The sequence below is a fragment of the Mesorhizobium sp. B2-5-4 genome, assembly GCF_006441095.1.
GTDB classification, from domain to species: Bacteria; Pseudomonadota; Alphaproteobacteria; order Rhizobiales; family Rhizobiaceae; genus Mesorhizobium; species Mesorhizobium salmacidum.
On sequence record NZ_VFUR01000008.1, the window covers coordinates 131,137 to 148,707 of the forward strand.

General features: G+C 61.2%; 19 protein-coding genes and 1 pseudogene. 11 read left to right on the forward strand and 9 right to left on the reverse strand.

What is annotated here, in order from left to right; all coding sequences use genetic code 11:
- Positions 1 to 6: 6 nt before the first annotated feature.
- The 3 genes and pseudogenes from FJ492_RS29215 to FJ492_RS28755 form a co-directional block, all read left to right on the forward strand.
- Positions 7 to 657, forward strand: a pseudogene (locus tag FJ492_RS29215) (methyltransferase domain-containing protein); the annotation flags it as partial.
- A gap of 222 nt (positions 658 to 879) precedes the next feature.
- Entirely contained in the window at positions 880 to 1,098 is a 219-nt protein-coding gene (locus tag FJ492_RS28750; protein ID WP_181165832.1) for a hypothetical protein, read from the forward strand.
- A 186-nt stretch (positions 1,099 to 1,284) separates the two neighbouring features.
- Complete coding sequence (locus FJ492_RS28755) at positions 1,285 to 1,437, forward strand: hypothetical protein (protein ID WP_181165834.1); 153 nt, start codon at positions 1,285 to 1,287, stop codon at positions 1,435 to 1,437.
- Here FJ492_RS28755 and FJ492_RS12590 read toward each other — a convergent pair whose 3' ends face one another.
- From FJ492_RS12590 to FJ492_RS12600, 3 genes are all read right to left on the reverse strand, one after another.
- Positions 1,438 to 2,022: a sigma-70 family RNA polymerase sigma factor gene (locus tag FJ492_RS12590; protein ID WP_181165831.1), complete on the reverse strand. Its 585-nt coding sequence runs from the start codon at positions 2,020 to 2,022 to the stop codon at positions 1,438 to 1,440. It abuts the gene before it with no gap.
- A 237-nt stretch (positions 2,023 to 2,259) separates the two neighbouring features.
- The gene (locus tag FJ492_RS12595) at positions 2,260 to 2,754 is read right to left on the reverse strand and encodes a hypothetical protein (RefSeq protein ID WP_140712624.1); all 495 of its coding nucleotides are present in this window, start codon (positions 2,752 to 2,754) and stop codon (positions 2,260 to 2,262) included.
- 86 nt (positions 2,755 to 2,840) lie between these two features.
- The gene (locus FJ492_RS12600) at positions 2,841 to 4,241 is read right to left on the reverse strand and encodes an Nramp family divalent metal transporter (protein ID WP_348640739.1); all 1,401 of its coding nucleotides are present in this window, start codon (positions 4,239 to 4,241) and stop codon (positions 2,841 to 2,843) included.
- Positions 4,242 to 4,382: 141 nt separating this feature from the next.
- Here FJ492_RS12600 and FJ492_RS12605 point away from each other — a divergent pair, with 141 nt between their 5' ends.
- From FJ492_RS12605 to FJ492_RS12635, 7 genes are all read left to right on the forward strand, one after another.
- A complete protein-coding gene (locus FJ492_RS12605) occupies positions 4,383 to 6,137 on the forward strand; it encodes a thiamine pyrophosphate-dependent enzyme (protein WP_140504044.1) in 1,755 nt (584 codons plus the stop codon).
- Positions 6,138 to 6,281: 144 nt separating this feature from the next.
- Complete coding sequence (locus FJ492_RS12610) at positions 6,282 to 7,157, forward strand: cytochrome c oxidase assembly protein (RefSeq protein WP_140770102.1); 876 nt, start codon at positions 6,282 to 6,284, stop codon at positions 7,155 to 7,157.
- Between the two features lie 210 nt (positions 7,158 to 7,367).
- Positions 7,368 to 8,396 carry a cytochrome c oxidase subunit II gene (gene coxB, locus FJ492_RS12615; protein ID WP_140770104.1) on the forward strand — a complete coding sequence of 343 codons (1,029 nt, stop codon included), beginning with the start codon at positions 7,368 to 7,370 and terminating at the stop codon, positions 8,394 to 8,396.
- Complete coding sequence (gene ctaD, locus FJ492_RS12620; protein WP_140770106.1) at positions 8,393 to 10,333, forward strand: cytochrome c oxidase subunit I; 1,941 nt, start codon at positions 8,393 to 8,395, stop codon at positions 10,331 to 10,333. The genes coxB and ctaD overlap by 4 nt, the downstream gene beginning before the upstream one ends.
- Entirely contained in the window at positions 10,330 to 10,932 is a 603-nt protein-coding gene (locus FJ492_RS12625; RefSeq protein ID WP_140504051.1) for a cytochrome c oxidase subunit 3, read from the forward strand. The genes ctaD and FJ492_RS12625 overlap by 4 nt, the downstream gene beginning before the upstream one ends.
- A gap of 1 nt (position 10,933) precedes the next feature.
- Complete coding sequence (locus FJ492_RS12630; RefSeq protein ID WP_027144317.1) at positions 10,934 to 11,275, forward strand: hypothetical protein; 342 nt, start codon at positions 10,934 to 10,936, stop codon at positions 11,273 to 11,275.
- Positions 11,276 to 11,301: 26 nt separating this feature from the next.
- Positions 11,302 to 12,741, forward strand: a complete 1,440-nt coding sequence (locus FJ492_RS12635; RefSeq protein WP_246676017.1) for a cytochrome c — start codon at positions 11,302 to 11,304, stop codon at positions 12,739 to 12,741.
- Here the strand turns inward: FJ492_RS12635 and FJ492_RS12640 are convergent.
- Both FJ492_RS12640 and FJ492_RS12645 read right to left on the reverse strand, forming a co-directional pair.
- A complete protein-coding gene (locus FJ492_RS12640) occupies positions 12,713 to 13,138 on the reverse strand; it encodes a c-type cytochrome (RefSeq protein WP_140770108.1) in 426 nt (141 codons plus the stop codon). The two genes, FJ492_RS12635 and FJ492_RS12640, sit on opposite strands and share 29 nt — an antisense overlap.
- Positions 13,139 to 13,226: 88 nt before the next feature.
- Complete coding sequence (locus FJ492_RS12645; protein ID WP_140770110.1) at positions 13,227 to 13,535, reverse strand: hypothetical protein; 309 nt, start codon at positions 13,533 to 13,535, stop codon at positions 13,227 to 13,229.
- 280 nt (positions 13,536 to 13,815) lie between these two features.
- Between FJ492_RS12645 and FJ492_RS12650 the strand changes: the two genes are divergently transcribed.
- Positions 13,816 to 15,126 (forward strand): divalent metal cation transporter, encoded by a 1,311-nt coding sequence (locus FJ492_RS12650; RefSeq protein ID WP_140770112.1) that lies wholly within the window; start codon positions 13,816 to 13,818, stop codon positions 15,124 to 15,126.
- A 20-nt stretch (positions 15,127 to 15,146) separates the two neighbouring features.
- Here the strand turns inward: FJ492_RS12650 and FJ492_RS12655 are convergent, their stop codons facing one another.
- The 4 genes from FJ492_RS12655 to FJ492_RS12670 all read right to left on the reverse strand — a co-directional run bounded on the left by FJ492_RS12655 (position 15,147) and on the right by FJ492_RS12670 (position 17,500).
- A complete protein-coding gene (locus tag FJ492_RS12655) occupies positions 15,147 to 15,695 on the reverse strand; it encodes an invasion associated locus B family protein (protein WP_246676014.1) in 549 nt (182 codons plus the stop codon).
- Between the two features lie 66 nt (positions 15,696 to 15,761).
- Complete coding sequence (locus FJ492_RS12660; protein WP_140770114.1) at positions 15,762 to 16,223, reverse strand: DUF4189 domain-containing protein; 462 nt, start codon at positions 16,221 to 16,223, stop codon at positions 15,762 to 15,764.
- Between the two features lie 46 nt (positions 16,224 to 16,269).
- Positions 16,270 to 16,938, reverse strand: coding sequence for a hypothetical protein (locus FJ492_RS12665; protein ID WP_140770116.1), 669 nt, complete (start codon positions 16,936 to 16,938; stop codon positions 16,270 to 16,272).
- Between the two features lie 13 nt (positions 16,939 to 16,951).
- Positions 16,952 to 17,500 (reverse strand): invasion associated locus B family protein, encoded by a 549-nt coding sequence (locus tag FJ492_RS12670; protein WP_140712642.1) that lies wholly within the window; start codon positions 17,498 to 17,500, stop codon positions 16,952 to 16,954.
- Positions 17,501 to 17,571 lie beyond the last annotated feature (71 nt).

The following is a 17,571-nucleotide window of genomic DNA, read 5'->3' on the forward strand; positions in this document are numbered from 1 at the left end:
CTGGGGATGGAGATCAGGGTGGCGGAATTGGCGGAGATCGTGCTGGAGGTCGTTCCCTCGAATTCGCAAGAAACGGAACGGCTGCAAGAGGTAGCCGGGCTGCTTCGCCGCAAACCCGGCGCCTTTGCCACCTTGCGAGCGACGGGAGCGGCCGTTCGGCATGCACGCGACGACGACGAGACCGATGCCGCTGTCGTCAGGCGGCTGGCGTTGAGCTTCGATGCGGCCGCAGCGATTTCGCAAACAGCGAGTGTCCAGCTCGCATCGCTCGGTGATGAGGAAAAGCTGTCGGCCACGACCGAGGAAGTCGCTGCATGGCTCAAGGAGCAGGACTTCACCGGAACCGGCCGGGACATTCTGGACATTGGTTGCGGCATCGGCCGTTTCGAGCGTGCGCTTGCCAAATCATTCAACCGGATGGTCGGCATCGATATATCCTCGCGGATGATCTCCGTTGCCTCCGACCGATGCGCCGCGTTGGGCAATGTCGAGTTGCGGCAAACCTGCGGTCTTGATCTGACCGAATTCGACGACAGCAGTTTCGATTGCGTGCTGGCGGTCGACAGCTTTCCTTATCTGGTTCTGGCCGGCATGGCCGAGCGGCATTTCGATGAGATCGCACGCATTCTGAAACGACCGGGCTGGCTGGCCCTGCTGAACTATTCCTATCGCGGATCGCTTTTTTTGGACCGCGCCGATATCGGCCGTCTGGCGGAAGCTCACCAATTGCGGGTCGTCATCAATGGCGAGAAGCCGTTTCGGTCATGGGATGGCGACGCCTTCCTGCTTGCTCGTGACGGCGGAACATTACCGCGCGCCGCCAGTTCGGACGTCGAACAAGAGGCGCTGAAGAGCGTCACCGATCCGAAGGAGGAAATCATGGCATCCGGCGACAAAAAACATTTCGGCCGCGGCACCCAGGGCAAGGGTACCGGCGCCGGCGCGATGACCGACCTGCCCAAGGACAAGGTCGGAGGAAACGCGGTTCTGTCCAATCGCGACAAGAAACAGCACAGCGAGGAGCGCGGACTGGATGGCAATCGCATCAAGTCCGATCAATATCAGGACCATGCAGCGAACCAGTTGCCGAAGGATTGAACGGCGTCACGCCGCATTCTTGGCCCGCGGCGATGTAAGATTAAGGAAATAAACCTGTGCAAGGGCCGCCGGTAATCATGCCGGCGGTGGACATCGCCTTGTAATCTCGAGCATTTGTCACCACACTAAGGTCAAGGGACTGCTATTATCAAGAGAATTTGGATGTCTCGTTCGAGGGATGATACGGTGGACCCACAATTCGGTCTGGCTATGGACCAGGAGATCACTTCTCTCCTCGACGCCATAGAGCAGGAAAAAATTCCAGACCGGCTGACCAGGCTGGCGATGGAGTTGCAAAACGCGCTGATCGAGAAGCGTCGACGTGACGTGAAGAACTGACTATCTGCGGCTGTCACCCTCGATACCGAGTTGACCATCCGATAGATGATTTCGTCTCTCCATCAATGTCTGCAGTGAACTCTCCCCAAGCAACTCGAGAATATTGGCGCGGGCACGATTCAGCCGACTTTTGACCGTCCCTACCGCGCAGCCGCATATCTCGGCCGTTTCCTCATAGCTTACTCCCAGAACGCCGATCAGCATCAGAACCTCGCGTTGGTGTTCGGGTAGCCTTTGAATGGCGCCGTGAACTTCCTTGCTCTGAACGCTCCATTCCTGGGTCGCTTCCGAAATCGGCCTTGAAGATGCACAGTCGAGCAGGCCTGGCGCTTCCCTGGCAGCAATCTTGATCCGGGTATAGTAAGTGTTGCGCATGATGGTGAAGAGCCACGATTTCATGCGTGTGCCGGGTTCGAACTTGTCGATGTTGGCGAGCCCCTTGGTCAGCGTCTCCTGCACCAGATCGTCGGCATCGTCGGGGACGCGACAGAAGGTGCGCGCGAAAGCCCGGAGGGCGGGTATGAGGTCAACGATGGAAACTTCATTGGTTTCCTGATCGGCCGAAATGTAGCCTCCGGATGACAATGGTCCAGCTCCCAGAAGAAAGAGTGTACGAATGCAGCCCCTGCTAAATGCATGGAAGTTTGGTTCGTTCCTCGCGCCGAGGACAACTCTTCAGAAATTCGACAGGCCGCAACGATGACGCCTGCTTCAGTGATGGATCGGCGGCGCACCCGTTCTTTTGGGAACAAAGCCGCACACCGGCAGTTAAAAGCCCTGCGGGCCTGGTTTGCAGCCACGCCTTTGGCTCACATTGCGGCCTTATGATTGGCCGGTCTCTTTGGCCGCCTCTTCTCGCTGCTTTTTCAGCACCTCGTCGGTCCCGACCAGCTTCTTTGCTCCGCCTGGAATGGCTGTGGACACGACCGCTGGCGGGTCGCTCGCGGGAAAAGAATCCTCCAACCCGGCCTGCAGTTGATCCTCGAGCGTCTGCGGTTCTTCGGAGCGGCCGGGCGTCCTGCGGGTTTCTGTCTTTTCCAGCGACTGTTTCTTCTTTGGCGAATCGTTCGCTTCCCGGATCACGGCATAAAGCTGCTCGATCGCGAATTCCTTGATCGTTTCGAAATCGGCCCGGTCGTCCTTCGTCGCTTCGATCTGGGCGACCATGGTCTTCTCGAACCGCTCAAGGCTTTCACCTCCACAGGCGTGGGAAAGCCGCAGCAATGCTTCGTGCAGCATCATCGGAGTGAAATGAGCTGAAGCCTCAAGCCTGAGTTGCCGCAGACGATCCGGAGTGGCGGCCTGAAAGTTTGACATGGCGGTGTCCTCTCTCTCACAAGCGTGTCAACGACAATTGATCGCCGATGTTCCGCCACGCCTGAAGATACTTCACGTCCCGCGAATCACAGGAACCAGCTTGCCGCCAGACCCGCCGACGCCGAAAAAATCGCCAGGGTCGTCGCGCCACCCAGGATGTTCGTGCTTTTGCTGTTGACCTTGTCACCCATGATCTTGCGATTGTTCGTCATGATGAGAATGAGAAGCAGGAGCGGAGGCGTGGAAAACCCTTGCACGATGCCCGACCAGACCATGGCTTTCATCGGATTGAAGCCGAGGAAATTGAGACCCACCGCCACCAATGTGATTGTCCCGATCGCCATGTAGAATTTAGGGGCCTGCCGGGGTTTGGCATTCAACCCATTCTTCCATCCCATCGCTTGGGCGAAATCGAAGGCAGCGCCAGCCGTCATGACCGGCACAGCCAGAAAGCCGACGCCAATTACGCCTGCGGCAAAAAGAATTCCCGCCGCATCGCCGGCAAGCGGCCGCAGCGCTTCGGCGGCCTGCGCCGCGGTGTCGATCTGAGTCTGGCCGGCCTTGTAGAGCGTCGACCCTGTCGAAAGAATGATGAAATACATGATCAGATTGGAGAACGTCATGCCGATCAGGATATCGCGGCGGGATCGGCGGAGCTCGCCCTCGGTGGCGCCCTTGCGCTCTTCAAGGGTCGTTCTGCCCTTGGCAATCTCCTCCTCCACCTCCTGGTTCGACTGCCATGTGTAAAGGTATGCGGAGAGGGTCGTTCCGACGATGGCGACCAGGATGGACAGGTATTCGCGGCTGAACTCGATCCTTGGCAGCAGCGTGCCGCGCAGGACCGAAGCTGCATCCGGTTTGGCAAGCAGGGCGGAGACCACATAGGCAAGCAGCGCCAGCGCCAGCCATCGGAACACATTGCGGATCAAGGTGTAGGATCCAAATACCTGCAGGGCAAAAATGACGATCGCGACGACAATGACGATCAGTGGACCAGACATCGGAACGAACAACATAACGGCCGCCGACATGGCGCCAAGGTCGGCGGCTGCCTCGATCGTATTGCCAATCAGCACGCCCGTCAGAACAGACCATAGCAGCCAACGCGGATAGAAATCGGATATGACCTTGAATAGCCCACGACCCGAAACCTGACCAAGTTTGGATGAAAGATAGACGACGAGATACATCATCGGCAGAGTAACCGGTGCCGTCCACAGCAGGTCGGGCCCAAATCGGGCTCCGGCACTGGCGTAGGTACCGATCGCCGAACAATCGTCGTCAGCCGCGCCGGTAATCAGTCCAAGCCCGAGGGCCCGGACAACGCCGCCTTCCTTTCGCTCGCTTTTCCTCTGGCCGGCACTATCCAGTGGCTCGCTCATTGGAAGCGCATCTTTACCGAGGGCATGCAAAACGTCATGACAAACATTCCAACCAGGTGCCGACAAAGCGGGATTGAAGCTGCGCCAAGACGCGGCTCGAACCACTGGTAAGGCTTTTTGTTCCTGGAGAGCGTCGGGGTCCCGACAGCCGCCCCGGCCGCCGCTTCCGACATGTCACGATTTCTTGTGATGAAGGAACCAACCTGTGCTTCACCGGTTCGGCCCTATCACCGGAGCGATCCTGACATGGCAAATGCAGCAGAAATTCTCGTCGACACACTCATCGCCTGGGACGTGGACGTGGTGTTCGGCTTGCCGGGAGACGGCATAAACGGCGTCATGGAGGCGCTGCGCACCCGGCGGGACAAGATAGCCTTCGTGCAGGTCCGGCACGAAGAGTCGGCTGCCTTCATAGCGTGCGCCTACGCCAAATGGACAGGAAAGCTAGGCGTCTGCCTGGCAACGTCCGGTCCCGGCGGAACGCATCTTCTGACCGGCCTTTATGACGCCAAGCTCGACCAGGCTCCGGTGCTTGCGATCACGGGCATGCAGTTCCACGATCTGATCGAGACGTTCACGCAGCAGGATGTCGATCTGACGCGCGTGTTCAACGATGTCTCCGTTTACAACGCCCATGTCTCCGATGCCGCGCATATGGAAAATGTTGCCAGCCTCGCCTGCCGAACCGCGCTGGCGCGTAAGGGCGTCGCCCATCTTTCGATTGCCAGTGACGTGCAGGAGCAAGAGGGCAATCCCTCAAAGCGCAGCAAACGCAACCGCCCGGCGCACACGCCGCAGCAAATGTTCGCCGGCCACACCATGCCGCCGGACGCCGAGCTTGACGAAGCAGCCGCCATTCTGAACCGCGCCTCGCGAGTGACGATCCTGGCCGGACGCGGCGCCATCGGCGCGGCCGCGGAACTCGAACATGCCGCGCATCTGCTGCAGGCACCTGTCGCGAAGGCCTTGCTGGGCAAGGCGGTGCTGCCGGACGACCATCCTCACACGACCGGCGGGATAGGCATCCTCGGAACCCTGGCTTCACAAGAAGCGATGGAGACCTGCGACGCGGTGCTGATCGTCGGTTCCACCTTCCCCTACATCGAATACTACCCCAAGCCCGGGCAGGCCCGTGGCGTCCAGATCGACTGCGATGCGCAGCGCATTGGCCTGCGCTTTCCGGTCGAGGCCGGCCTTGTCGGGGACGCCGCCGAGACATTGCGCGCGCTCAATCAACGTCTGACCCAAAAGCCTTCCGGTGAATTCCTGCAACACTCCCAGGAAACCATGACGAGATGGCGCCAGATGATGAGGCAATCCGAAGACGCGCGGACGCATCCGCTGAAGCCGCAAACGATTGCCCGGGCGTTCGGCCAAAGACTGGCCGACGACACGGTGCTGGCCACCGACTCCGGTCAGAACACGGAGCTTGCCGCCCGCCATGTCGATCTTCGAAGCGGCCAGGCGTTTGGCGTATCCGGATCGCTGGCATCCATGGCTTGCGGCCTTACCTATGCCATCGCCGCCGGCATTGCATTTCCCGGTCGACCGGTCGCCGCTATCGTGGGAGACGGAGGTTTTGCCATGCAGCTGGGCGAATTCTCGACGGCGGTGCGCTACAAGATTCCGCTGAAGATTCTGGTCATCAAGAACAACATGCTCAATCAGATCGCCTGGGAGCAGATGATGTTTCTGGGTAATCCGCAATTCGGTTGCGAACTGCAGCCGATCGATTTTGCCAAGGCGGCGGAAGCGATGGGCGCAAGCGGTTTTCGCATCGAGCGGGCCGATCAGATCGAGACTATTCTCGACGAGGCCTTTGCAACCGAAGGTCCGGTTGTGATCGAAGCGCTGGTCGATGCCTATGAGCCGTTGATGCCGCCCAGGATGCCGCCCGACTATGCCAAGAATTTCCGCCAGGCCTTGCCGCAGACGCCGGGGCACGAGCGCATCGAAGAAAATATCGCCCGGGAGCCGGCGAAGTCGATGATGGATGCCTAGAGCAATTCCCGCGAAAATGCGAAGCGGTTTTGCGTTCGGAATTGCGTAACAAACATATAGAGCATTGGAGGCGAACCTGTTTTCGCCGGAAATACTCTGGAGCCGCGAAATGCAGCCAGGAGAGCAATGCCCCAGAGGCGTGCCATGAGCTTCGACGCACTCTTCTCGACTTCTATCTGCTATGGCAGCGGCGCCCCGCAAGCCGGTTGGACGCTGGCGTTTCCGATTACATTTCCGCTCGCGGCGGCTGTGTCGCTGTACATTGCTGGCGCCAGCCGGCTCTGGCGTCGGAGCGGACACGGACGTCCTTTGCGGTCGCGGCAGGCCTTGCTGTTTTTCGCCGGCTGGGCCGCACTGGCGGTCGCGCTTGTAAGCCCGATCCACGCATTGGGCGAACATGTGTTTGCCGCTCACATGGTCGAGCACGAACTGCTGATGGCCATCGCGGCACCGCTGCTGGTCGCTTCCCGACCGATGGCGGCAATGATGTGGGCGCTGCCCGCGCGGCTGCGCCAGACGCTCGGCGCGGCTGGGCACGCAAACATATTTCAGGTGATCTGGGCTGTCATGAGCCGCCCTGTGGTCGCGACTTTACTGCACGGAATCGCGATATGGACATGGCATGTTCCAGCGCTGTTTGAGGCTGCGCTCCAGCAGGGCTTTCTGCACTATGCCCAGCATGCGAGTTTTCTCGGCACCGGGCTTCTGTTCTGGTGGGTGCTGCTGCCCCGCCCTGGCCGCGAACAAGACTGTGGCGGTGCGGTCATGCATCTTTTCTTCACCTCGCTGCACACCGGCTTGCTCGGGGCATTGTTTGTCGTTTCGCGCAGGCTGTGGTACCCGGAAAATGCCATCGGCTCGAAACTGTGGGGCCTCAGCCCACTCGAGGATCAGCAATTGGCGGGCCTGTTGATGTGGATTCCGGCCGGCCTGATCTATGGCGGAGCCGCACTGCTCCTGGCCGCTTTCTGGATTGGAACAAGCGGGCGGCGCCACGCTTCCCACCTGCCCATCATCTAGAGCCGCGCTTCCGCCGTATGCTGAAGAACGGCCGCCCCTCGCCTTGGTTCGACAAAGTATTCCCTGAGTTCGCGCTCTTTCCAGGGACGGTAGCGTTGCCAAGCATCCTTTTGCAACCAACCGCGTTATGGCCTTGACAACGATGGTGGATCCTTCATGGCAAGGTGCGTGAGTCCGGCGGCCCGCCCTCGTACGCGGAAACGACCGCTGATGCCGCTCACCTGCACATGGCCAAAACAGTGGGCCAGCACAGCGCCAATGCTGGTCCTGGCTGGATGCAGCGACTGGCAGTCCGCGCTTCATCCACACGGTGCGAATGCCCGAAGGATCCTTGACCTGATCTGGTCCTTCAGTGCGGTTGCGACGGGCACATGGCTGCTTGTCATGCTGGTCTTGGCGGCAGCGCTTCTGCGTCGCCCTCCGACCGAGACAACGCATTTGCCACTTGAGATCGATGTCCGGCAGGAACGTCGGTTTACGCGCCTTGTCGCAAGCGCCATCGCTTTGACCGTTCTCGTGCTCGTCATACTGACGACGATGAGCTTTTTCGCGGGCAAATCCATTGCTTCGCTGAGCGGAACGGAAACGCTCACCGTCCGGGTCACCGGGCATCAATGGTGGTGGGAGGTCCGTTACTTCGGGAATGAACCGTCGCAAGCGATCGTCACGGCAAACGAGATCCATATTCCCGTTGGCGACCCGGTCAAGGTCGAGCTCGATTCGCTCGATGTCATTCATAGCTTCTGGGTGCCAAGCCTCGCCGGCAAAAGGGATCTCATCCCGGGCCGGCCAAGCGAGCTCACGCTTATTGCGGACAAACCCGGAACCTATCGCGGCCAATGCGCCGAGTTCTGCGGCTATCAGCACGCCCATATGGCCATCACCGTCGTTGCGGAAAGCCGCGAAGCTTTCGATGCGTGGCGATCCAGGCAGGACGCCGCGGCGCCCGCGCCCGCCGGCGAAGAAGAACGCCGCGGCCAGCGGGCTTTTCTTTCTACCGGCTGTGCACTCTGCCACACGATAAGAGGCACACCGGCCAGCGGAACGCTTGGACCTGATCTTACCCATCTCGCAAGCCGCCGCGCACTGGCTGCGGATACGTTGGCCATCACCCCAGGGGCGCTTGCTGCCTGGATAGCCGATCCGCAGTCCATGAAGCCCGGCGCCAAGATGCCGCGCATTGCCCTCAGCGCCGACGATCTCAATGCCGTCGTCACCTATCTTGGAAGCCTTGAATGAGCGGCGTTGCGGGAACGTCAGCCGAGCATGAACAGGAGGTGCTGAAAGGCGTGCGGGACACCGGCCTCGATGAGGCGAGGCTGCGCGCCTTTCTGGCGCATGCCTGGCGAACGCCGAAAGGCCTCTATGGCTGGCTGGTCACTGTCGATCACAAGCTGATCGGCCGGCGCTATATCGTGACGGCTTTCCTGTTCCTCATCCTTGCAGGTCTGTCCGCGCTGGCGATGCGGTTCCAGCTTGCCCGGCCCGAAGCCGGCTACATCGGTCCCGATCTCTACAACCAGCTGTTCACCATGCATGGCACGACGATGATGTTTCTGTTCGCCGTACCGGTGATGGAGGCGTTCGCCATCTACCTGGTGCCGCTGATGATCGGGACCCGCAATGTCGCCTTCCCGCGCCTCAATGCCTTCAGCTACTGGGTCTATCTTTTTGGCGGGCTGATGATCTGGATCGCCTTTGCCTTCGAAACTGGCGCCGACGCCGGCTGGTTCTCCTATGTTCCGCTCGCCGGACCTGAATACGGCATCGGTAAGCGGCCCGATTTCTGGGCGCAGATGGTGACTTATACGGAAGTGTCCGCACTCGCGGTCGCTGTCGAGATCATTGCGACAGTGTTCAAACAACGCGCGCCGGGCATGTCGCTCGACCGCATCCCGCTCTATGTCTGGTCGGTCCTCGTCACCGCTTTCGTCATACTGTTCGCCATGCCCGCGGTGATGGTATCGAGCACGATGCTGATCCTCGACCGGTTGGTCGGCACGAAATTTTTCGATGCTGCCGCGGGGGGAGATGCACTGCTGTGGCAGCATCTGTTCTGGTTCTTCGGTCATCCCGAGGTCTACATTATCTTCATTCCGGCGACCGGCTTTGTCTCCGCGATCCTGCCGACCTTCGCCCGGCGCCCGGTCTTCGGCTATCTCGGGATCGTGCTGTCGCTGGTCGCGATCGGCTTCCTCTCCTTTGGCCTGTGGGTGCACCACATGTTCGCCACCGGTCTGCCCCAGCTCGGCGAGAGCTTCTTCACCGCTTCCTCGATGATGATCGCCATTCCGAGCGGCATTCAGATCTTCTGCTGGATCGCGACGATCTGGGACGGCCGGCCGAGCTTCGGCACGCCCATGCTTTTCGTGCTCGGCTTCATCTTCACCTTCGTGATCGGCGGACTGACCGGGGTCATGGTCGCCTCGGTACCGCTCGACCTGCAGGTGCACGACACCTATTTCGTGGTTGCCCATTTCCATTACGTGCTGGTCGGCGGCGCCGTCTTTCCCCTGCTCGGCGCCGTCTATTACTGGTTCCCCAAGATCACCGGCCGCATGCTGTCTGAAAGGCTTGGCCGCTGGAACTTCTGGCTGGTCTTTCTCGGGTTCAATCTCACCTTCTTCCCCATGCACATTCTGGGTCTGCAAGGCATGCCGCGCCGTGTTTACACCTATCCGCCGGCGAGCGGCTGGGGCGAGATGAACCTCTTCATCAGCCTCTCGTCGCTGGTGGTGTTCGCCGGTTTTGCGCTTTTCTTCCTGAACATCCTGCTCAGCCTTCGCAACGGCCGCATTGCCGGAGATAATCCCTGGCAGGCGAGCACGCTCGAATGGGCGACGACTTCTCCGCCGCCCTCCTACGATTTTTCGCGGCTGCCGGTGGTAAACCACCGCGAACCGCTCTGGGCCGAACCCGACATGCTCCTCGTCGTCGAAGGCCTGCGCGTCGATGCCCGCGAGGTGCTCGCCGGCACGGTCGCCGACGCGGTGCCGCAACTGAGGGTGCCATCGGCCGACAATTCGATTTGGCCGCTGCTCTCGGCCATCGCGGTTGGCGGCGCATTTCTCGGCTCGATATTCACGCCATGGGCGGTGGTCTGGGGCGCTATACCGGTCTCGATTGGTTTCATCTGTTGGTTCTGGCCGAAAGGCGAACCGGAGGACGAGGAATGAGGCAGCGTCCTGTCGCCGATGTCAGTCACCTGCCCACATATGATTTCGGGGCGGCGAGCCCGATGTGGTGGGGAACCCTTGCCTTCATCGCCCTTGAGGCGACGGGTTTCGCCTTGGCGATCGGCACCTATTTCTATCTGGCTGTGCTGGCCCCGCATTGGCCGATCGGGGCGCCGGCACCAGATCTGCTGCCAGGCACGACAGTATTGGTTATTCTGCTGGCGAGCATCGTGCCCAACCATCTGCTCGAACTTTGGGCGCGCCGTCAGGACCTCGCGAAAGTTCGCCTTGGCATGATCATCATGTCGATCGCCGGAATTCTTCCGCTGATCGTTCGTGTCTGGGAATTTCCGGCGCTGCGGATTTCCTGGGATCAGAACGCCTACGGCTCGATCGTCTGGTTCCTGCTCGGGCTGCACACAACGCATCTCCTTACCGATGTCGGGGACACGATCGTCCTTGCGGCTCTCATGTTCACGCAAAAAGGCAAGGCCGGCCGACGCTTCAGCGACGTCTCGGACAACGCCTTCTATTGGGACTTCGTGGTCGTCTCATGGGTCGTGCTCTATCTTATCATCTACTGGGCCCCGAGGATGTGAGATGCAGGCGATCCGCACCGGCGTTTCCTGGGCAGGCCTGGTCAGTGGACCAGCCGCGTGGGCCATAACGCTGCAGCTCGATTATTCAACCGCGTTCTGGCAATGCCACGCCAGCTTTTGGCCCACTGCCTTGTTCTCGTTGATAGGTGCCGCCGCCGCCACGGCAGGCGCGCTGCTGTCGTGGCGCGCGATTCATGACCGAGGCCATGGCACGAGCCCGCCCCTTAAAGCGCGCACTCGCATGTTTCTGGCCAGGACTTCGGTCGGCATTGGAGCGCTGTTCACGCTCGTGATGCTGACACAAATGTTGGCAGGGCTGACCTTCAGCGGGTGCGAACTGTGATGGCGCCACGGAGCGGGCTATTGGCCGTGCGCCGCCGTGCGCTTCGGCATGCGGTGAGCGCTCCAGTCCCGGCCGCCATCTCTTATGCGATCGCGTCCGTTTTGGCATCGTTGGCGTTTTGCACGCACCTGCAGGCGAGCGAAATCCAGAAGGGTGAATATCTTACCCGGGCGGCCGACTGCATCGGCTGCCACACGTCCAATCCCAGCCGCCCATTCGCCGGAGGCTATCGCGTCCCAACGCCGTTTGGCGACGTCTTTTCCACCAACATCACACCGGACCTCGATACGGGCATCGGGCGCTATTCCGCGGATGAGTTCATACGAGCCGTCCAGCAAGGCGTCAGGCGTGACGGGGCCGACCTTTATCCCGCCATGCCCTATGACAGCTTCGCAGCGATGAACCGCGAGGACGTGCTCGCGATCCGGTCCTATCTACTGGCGCAGCCGCCGATCTCCCAGCCGCGCCCAGCAAACATCCTGCCTTTTCCGTTCAACCAGCGATGGACTCTGGCGCTGTGGAAGCTCGCGAACTTGCACAGCGGCGGTTTCATCCCGGATCGGAGCCGAACCGCCGCATGGAACAGAGGGGCCTATCTTGTCGAAGTGCTCGGTCACTGCGGTGCCTGTCACACGCCGCGAAATACGACGTTCGGCATGGATGACAATCGCAAGCTTGCCGGCGGCAGCGCCGGCATCTGGCAAGCCTTCAACATCACCAGTGACAAGATCGCAGGCGTCGGCGGCTGGAGCGATGAAGAGCTGTTTCGGTTTCTCAAGACCGGCGCCGTGCCCGGAAAGGCATATGCAAGCGGCCCGATGGCGGAAACGGTCATGAACAGCCTGCAACATCTGTCGGACGACGACATCCGTGCCATGGTCGTCTATCTCAGGGATGTGCCCGCACAACCCGGGGACGAAAGGCAGCCGCGTTTTTCATGGGGCAATGTGCCCACGATCGCGGACAATGCTGGAAGCAAGGCGCAAGGTAGCGGAACTGCGGCCGGCGGCGATCTCTATCGATCGCTCTGTTCGGGGTGTCATGGAGCAAATGGAGGCGGATCAGCGGACGGCTCCGCCCCATCACTGACCCACAACACCTCCCCCGGCGCGGCCGTGCCTGACAATGTCGTCATGACGATCCTCGAAGGCGTCAAGGCTGGTGACGTCGCGGAACGCAAATCAATGGCGGCCTTCGCCGGCTGGTTGGACGACGCCCAGGTGGCGATACTTGCAAATTATGTGACCGCGCAATTCGGAAATCCGGAAGCGCGCGTTACGGCGGCCGACGTGCGTCAGATGCGGGCCGGCACGTCAACGGCGCAGACAGTCCTGGTTCTGGCGGGACAGGCGCTGGCGGTTGGAGGCGCCGGATTGCTCCTTGGTCTACTGTTTCTGCTGGCAAAACGACTGCGCCCAGCACTGCGCTCAACGCGTCTCACGTTCGGGCATAGAGATAGGCGGTGATGTCGCGCGCCTCCTGGGGCGACAGATTTGTGTTGGGCATGGCCGTCTTGGGATCGACGTCGCGCGCCCTGCTGATCCAACGCATCATCGCGTCTGGGGACGTTCGCGACGCCCCGACATATTCTCTCTCGGCGACGCCTCGCAGGGACGGACCGACGGTGCCACGGGCACCAGGGACTCCCGGAATTTCGTGGCATCCGCCACAGCCATTGCGGATCATTGCCGGGACGGCGCGGTCAGGATCTCCACCAACCGCCTGCAGGATGGTGGTTTCTCGCAGATTGCTGCTGCGCATCAAGCCGATCGCGCAGACCGACAACGCAATAAGGGTAGCCGCCAAAGCGCCTGCCGCCCACGGCAGGGCCGATGGCGCCTGCTTGACAGCCTGTCGGCTCATCTGCGCCTGCAGCGTTGCAACGAGAACGCCGCCCGACTGGTCGCCCCGGAGAGAAGAGCGACTTCGGGCGGTGCTCCTAGCCACCGGCTCATTTGTTGCAGTTCTGCATGTTCGACGTTGTCGCGCCGGAGGCGGTGTTGTTGTCGATGTCGTTGCCCGCGGCGTCCTTGCAGCGGTCGGTCATGCCGCTCGACGATTTTGTCGAATTAGTAGCGTTCGGATCGGTGGGCGTTACCCCTGCACCAGAGCCGGTGCCGGTGCCGGTCCCATTTGCGCCATTGGTCATGCCGGATGTCGAGCCTGAACCGCTGTTGGTTCCGGTGCCGTTCGACTGTGCCATGGCCGATGTGGCCAGAGCGACCGCAAGCACCGTGGCGGAGAGAAATTTGACAATCATGGAGAATCTCCCTTGGTTGTGTGTGCTGCCTCCACCAAACCAGTCGCTCGCTTATATGTTCCGAGTGAAACGATCTTCAGCGAAATTCTTATGGGTTCTTTGCCGATGAATTTGATGATGGCCCTCACATGTCGCGGAAACCGACCCGCGCGAGAAATATCATGTCTCCGGCAAAGGAAGCACCAATGATGCTTCAGCGATAGCTAAAGGAACCGAACGGCGAGCGCTGAATTTTGCTTCAAGCGGATATCGAAAGGGACCGCGTTTTTGGAGCACCTCCATGAGGGACATAAGCGCCGAAGTCTCTGAAAAACAGAGCAATATTCGGGCAAAAGGGCCCTTTCAGCGATTCCTGCGCACAATCGGACCTGGTTTCATCACAGGCGCTTCGGACGATGACCCTTCGGGCATCGGCACGTACAGCCAAGCGGGCGCTCAGCTGGGCTTCGATGTCGGTTGGACCATGGTGTTCACTCTTCCGCTCATGGTCGCGATCCAGGAGATAGCAGCGCGGATAGGCCGCACGACAGGTCGAGGTATTTCCGGCAATCTGGCCCGACACTACCCGTCTCCCCTGATATATTTTGTAGCCTTGCTTTTGTTCGCCGCCAACGTGATCAACATCGGGGCGGACCTGAGCGCGATGGCTGATGCATTGCGATTGCTGGTGGGCGGCCCAAGCTCGCTTTACGTCGTTGCGTTCGGCCTGGCTTGCGTTTTGGCGATCGTCTTTCTCGACTACCGCCGGTACGTCACGGTCCTGAAATGGACAACGCTGAGCCTTTTTGCCTACGTGGTGGCTGCGTTTCTGGCTGATATCCCATGGGGCGAGGCCCTCAAGGGGATCGTTCTTCCGCACATGGAATGGAGCCGGGCCTTTTTCACGACATTTCTGGCCATACTCGGCACCACGATTTCTCCTTACCTGTTCTTCTGGCAAGCGTCGCAAGAGGTCGAAGAGGAGACGATCGACCCCAAGGCCAAGCCGCTGAAGCGGGCACCGTGGCAAGCGCCGGGTGCCTTCCAGCGCATTCGCGCCGACACCCTGGTGGGCATGGCTTTTTCGAACCTGATAGCCATCGCGATCATCGTTACAACGGCTGCCACCCTGCACAAGGCCGGAGTGACCGACATCAATTCTTCCTCTGATGCGGCCAAGGCCCTGGAGCCGGTCGCGGGCAAATTCGCATTTGAGATCTTTGCAATGGGGATTATCGGCACCGGCCTTCTCGCGGTGCCGGTTCTCGCGGGCTCGGCCGCATTCGCCGTGGGCGAGGCGTGCCGCTGGCCAGTGGGACTGGAGCGCAAGCCGAAGGCAGCGATGGCATTTTATGCGACCCTGGCCGCCGCCGTGGCGCTGGGAATGGGGATCATGCTCACGCCGATCGATCCCATCAAGGCGCTTTACTGGAGCGCCGTCATCAACGGCATATGCGCGGTCCCCGTAATGGTCGTCATGATGCTGATGACCGGGCGCTCCGACATCATGGGCGAATTCCCCGTTGAGGGTTGGCTGCGCTTTCTCGGATGGCTCGCGACAATCACAATGGGACTGTCCGTGGTCGGCCTCGCGCTGCAATGGGCCTTTTGATGGCCCCATCGCCTTGCACCTCAACGTGCGCTGAGCGCGACCATGCGATCGAGGGCGGCGCCAAGGCCTTTCAGCGACACCGGGAAACTCAGCGGGGTTTCGGCCGCCGTGGTGACGTTGAGCTTGAGCTCGGTGCCTGCCTTGAGCCTCTGCGTCAGCGCCCGGTCGATCGGAAACAGCGCCACGCAGCCATTCGGCAGGCAGGTCCTGAACTTCAACGGTCCGACGGGCTGCTGGTCGTCGATCTGCGCCGCCACGCCGGGCTCGAACAGGATGCCGAAGGGCAGCAGCAAGGTTCCGGTCAATCCGCCCTTCGGCCCGACGCGCAGTTCCACGGCCAGAAGCCTCTGGCCATTTTTCTGCGTCTGGTCCTGCGTGACCGTGCAGACCCGGGCATTGTCCTGCATGCCGCAGGCCAGCTGCCAGTCCTGATAGATTTCCTGGAGCGACGATGCGCCGTTCGGCAGCGACGCCGCCTGCTGCTGTTGGGCGAAAGCAGCCGGCAGCGAAGCGGAGAAGGCAGCCGCGCAGATGGCGGCTGCCTTCAGCGAAAAATGTCTATGAACCAATGAATGCGGCCTTCTCTTTTGTGCCGGGCAAATGCCCAAAGTGTCGGCTTCGAGACGCCGTTATTCTCACGTACAGACCCATTCGCGGATCTTGCACTGGATCCCCCCCGCCTCGCAGGCCTGGAGCGCGAGGTCCTCCGCCTCCCGGCGGGTCTCGGCCGAGTTCACGCCCCAGGGGGTGAACCGGTGCTCCACCTTGTCGGCCACGGCGAGCGCGCCGCAATGCTTGTAGGGAAATCCGGTCTCGTCGTCGTCCGTCCAATGGCGGTGATTGCGGAACACGGCAACGACATTGCAGGTCTTTCCACCGGCATTCTCGCAATATTTCTGCGCTATGTCCTTGGCTTCCTGCCGCTTGTCGGCGCCCCAGAAGAAGCCGTACTTGGTATCGGTCTGGGAGTAGGCGATTGCCGCCCAGATGCCTTTCTCCTCCTGTGGCGGTTCGGACGGCTCCGCCAGATCGGCCGAGACCACCTGCCCGCTCCACAGCAAGGCCATGCACAAGATTGTCAAACGTCGCGATTTCATGGTCCGCAATCCTTTCCAGGGCGCCTCGCCCATTCGCCTGACATCCTCACTTGGCCGCCGATGCGATGGAAATCACCACGCATGTGTTGCCCGTCGGCAGCAGAAGCGCTTCACCCGTGTTGCCGCCAAGCTCATACACTTCGACCTGTCCGAGATGATCCGTGATCTTGCTGCCTTGCGGAAGAATGGACGGAATGTCCGCGCACGGACTGGCGAACGGCGCCACCCGCACCATCGCGCCCTCGCAGCCCGAAGCGGTGGGCGATGCGAAGACCACGCCGGCGGCCGGCCCGCTGTACCGGTCCGTGGCATAGTCCATGCCGACAAAAGCCTGGACGGCGTGCTTGTCCGCGGCCTGGTCGTTCCAGAGGGATTTGACGCTGTATTTCGTGCCGGTTGTCAAAAGCTGTCCGAGCACCGGAAAAACGGTCGAGCAGGCCTGTACGCCCGCCTGCTTGACGTGCTGGAGGAAGGGCGTGTCCGGCAGCGCGGGAGCGGCGGCGGCCTCGGCCTGTGCCGCCGTCGGGCTGCCGACCAGGCCGGCGATCGCGGCATAGTTCGCGCCGGCGAAGCCGATGCCCATCATGGCCAGGCCCAACAGCGACAATCCGACGATGCGCGGCCACCGCCGCGGCGGCTCGACGGGCCTCTTGCGGTCCGGATCGACGGTCGGATTGCTGCGCGTCGCGGAGATGAACGGGTCTTGCTGGCTCACGGTGCTGCCTCGGTTATTTGATTGGCGCAAGGGCCTCTGACAGCCCCTTGAGCGTTGCGGTGACGGTAATGGTCTGGCCATCGACGGTCGGGTAGGAAATCGCCGGCGTCGCCTTCTGCGCTATCTCCTGGCGCATCAGGGGTCCCACCGGCAGCATGCCGACGCAGACCATCTCGTTGCAGCCATTCAGATGCACGTCGATCGGTTCGGCGCGCCCATCGAACTTCAGCGACACCAGCCCATCGCTCCTGGCGTTCGGCGCGGTGCGCAGGATCATGTAGGGCTTGCCGTCCTGGGTGGCGGCGAGAGACCAACTGAACGCCATCTTGCCGGCGCCGTCCTCGATCACCTGCGAGACGTTGCAGACCTTCTTGCGCGCCTTGAGGTTCTCGTCGCAGATCAGTGTCCAGTTCTCGAACGGACGGATGGTGCGCTGGTATTGTCCGAGCTTCACGTCGGGAGGCAAGACCACGTCGGAGGGCTTGATCCTGTAGGGCGAAGCCACCTGCCCGACAGCTGGCGCCAGCCCGCCGGCAAGCGCCAGGCAGGTCAGGCATGCCAAGGCGAATCCGGGAAAACCAGACGGTCTTCCCGGATCAGCGTCTAGCCTGTCATGGCCGGTTCGCCTGTTCA

Excerpts from the sequence above, each read along its gene's own strand:
- FJ492_RS28750 (WP_181165832.1), top strand. The coding sequence starts at position 880 with ATGGCATCCGGCGACAAAAAACATTTCGGCCGCGGCACCCAGGGCAAG.
- FJ492_RS12595 (WP_140712624.1), bottom strand. The coding sequence starts at position 2,754 with ATGTCAAACTTTCAGGCCGCCACTCCGGATCGTCTGCGGCAACTCAGG.
- FJ492_RS12605 (WP_140504044.1), top strand. The coding sequence starts at position 4,383 with ATGGCAAATGCAGCAGAAATTCTCGTCGACACACTCATCGCCTGGGAC.
- FJ492_RS12610 (WP_140770102.1), top strand. The coding sequence starts at position 6,282 with ATGAGCTTCGACGCACTCTTCTCGACTTCTATCTGCTATGGCAGCGGC.
- coxB (WP_140770104.1), top strand. The coding sequence starts at position 7,368 with ATGCCGCTCACCTGCACATGGCCAAAACAGTGGGCCAGCACAGCGCCA.
- ctaD (WP_140770106.1), top strand. The coding sequence starts at position 8,393 with ATGAGCGGCGTTGCGGGAACGTCAGCCGAGCATGAACAGGAGGTGCTG.
- FJ492_RS12625 (WP_140504051.1), top strand. The coding sequence starts at position 10,330 with ATGAGGCAGCGTCCTGTCGCCGATGTCAGTCACCTGCCCACATATGAT.
- FJ492_RS12630 (WP_027144317.1), top strand. The coding sequence starts at position 10,934 with ATGCAGGCGATCCGCACCGGCGTTTCCTGGGCAGGCCTGGTCAGTGGA.
- FJ492_RS12640 (WP_140770108.1), bottom strand. The coding sequence starts at position 13,138 with ATGAGCCGACAGGCTGTCAAGCAGGCGCCATCGGCCCTGCCGTGGGCG.
- FJ492_RS12645 (WP_140770110.1), bottom strand. The coding sequence starts at position 13,535 with ATGATTGTCAAATTTCTCTCCGCCACGGTGCTTGCGGTCGCTCTGGCC.
- FJ492_RS12650 (WP_140770112.1), top strand. The coding sequence starts at position 13,816 with ATGAGGGACATAAGCGCCGAAGTCTCTGAAAAACAGAGCAATATTCGG.
- FJ492_RS12660 (WP_140770114.1), bottom strand. The coding sequence starts at position 16,223 with ATGAAATCGCGACGTTTGACAATCTTGTGCATGGCCTTGCTGTGGAGC.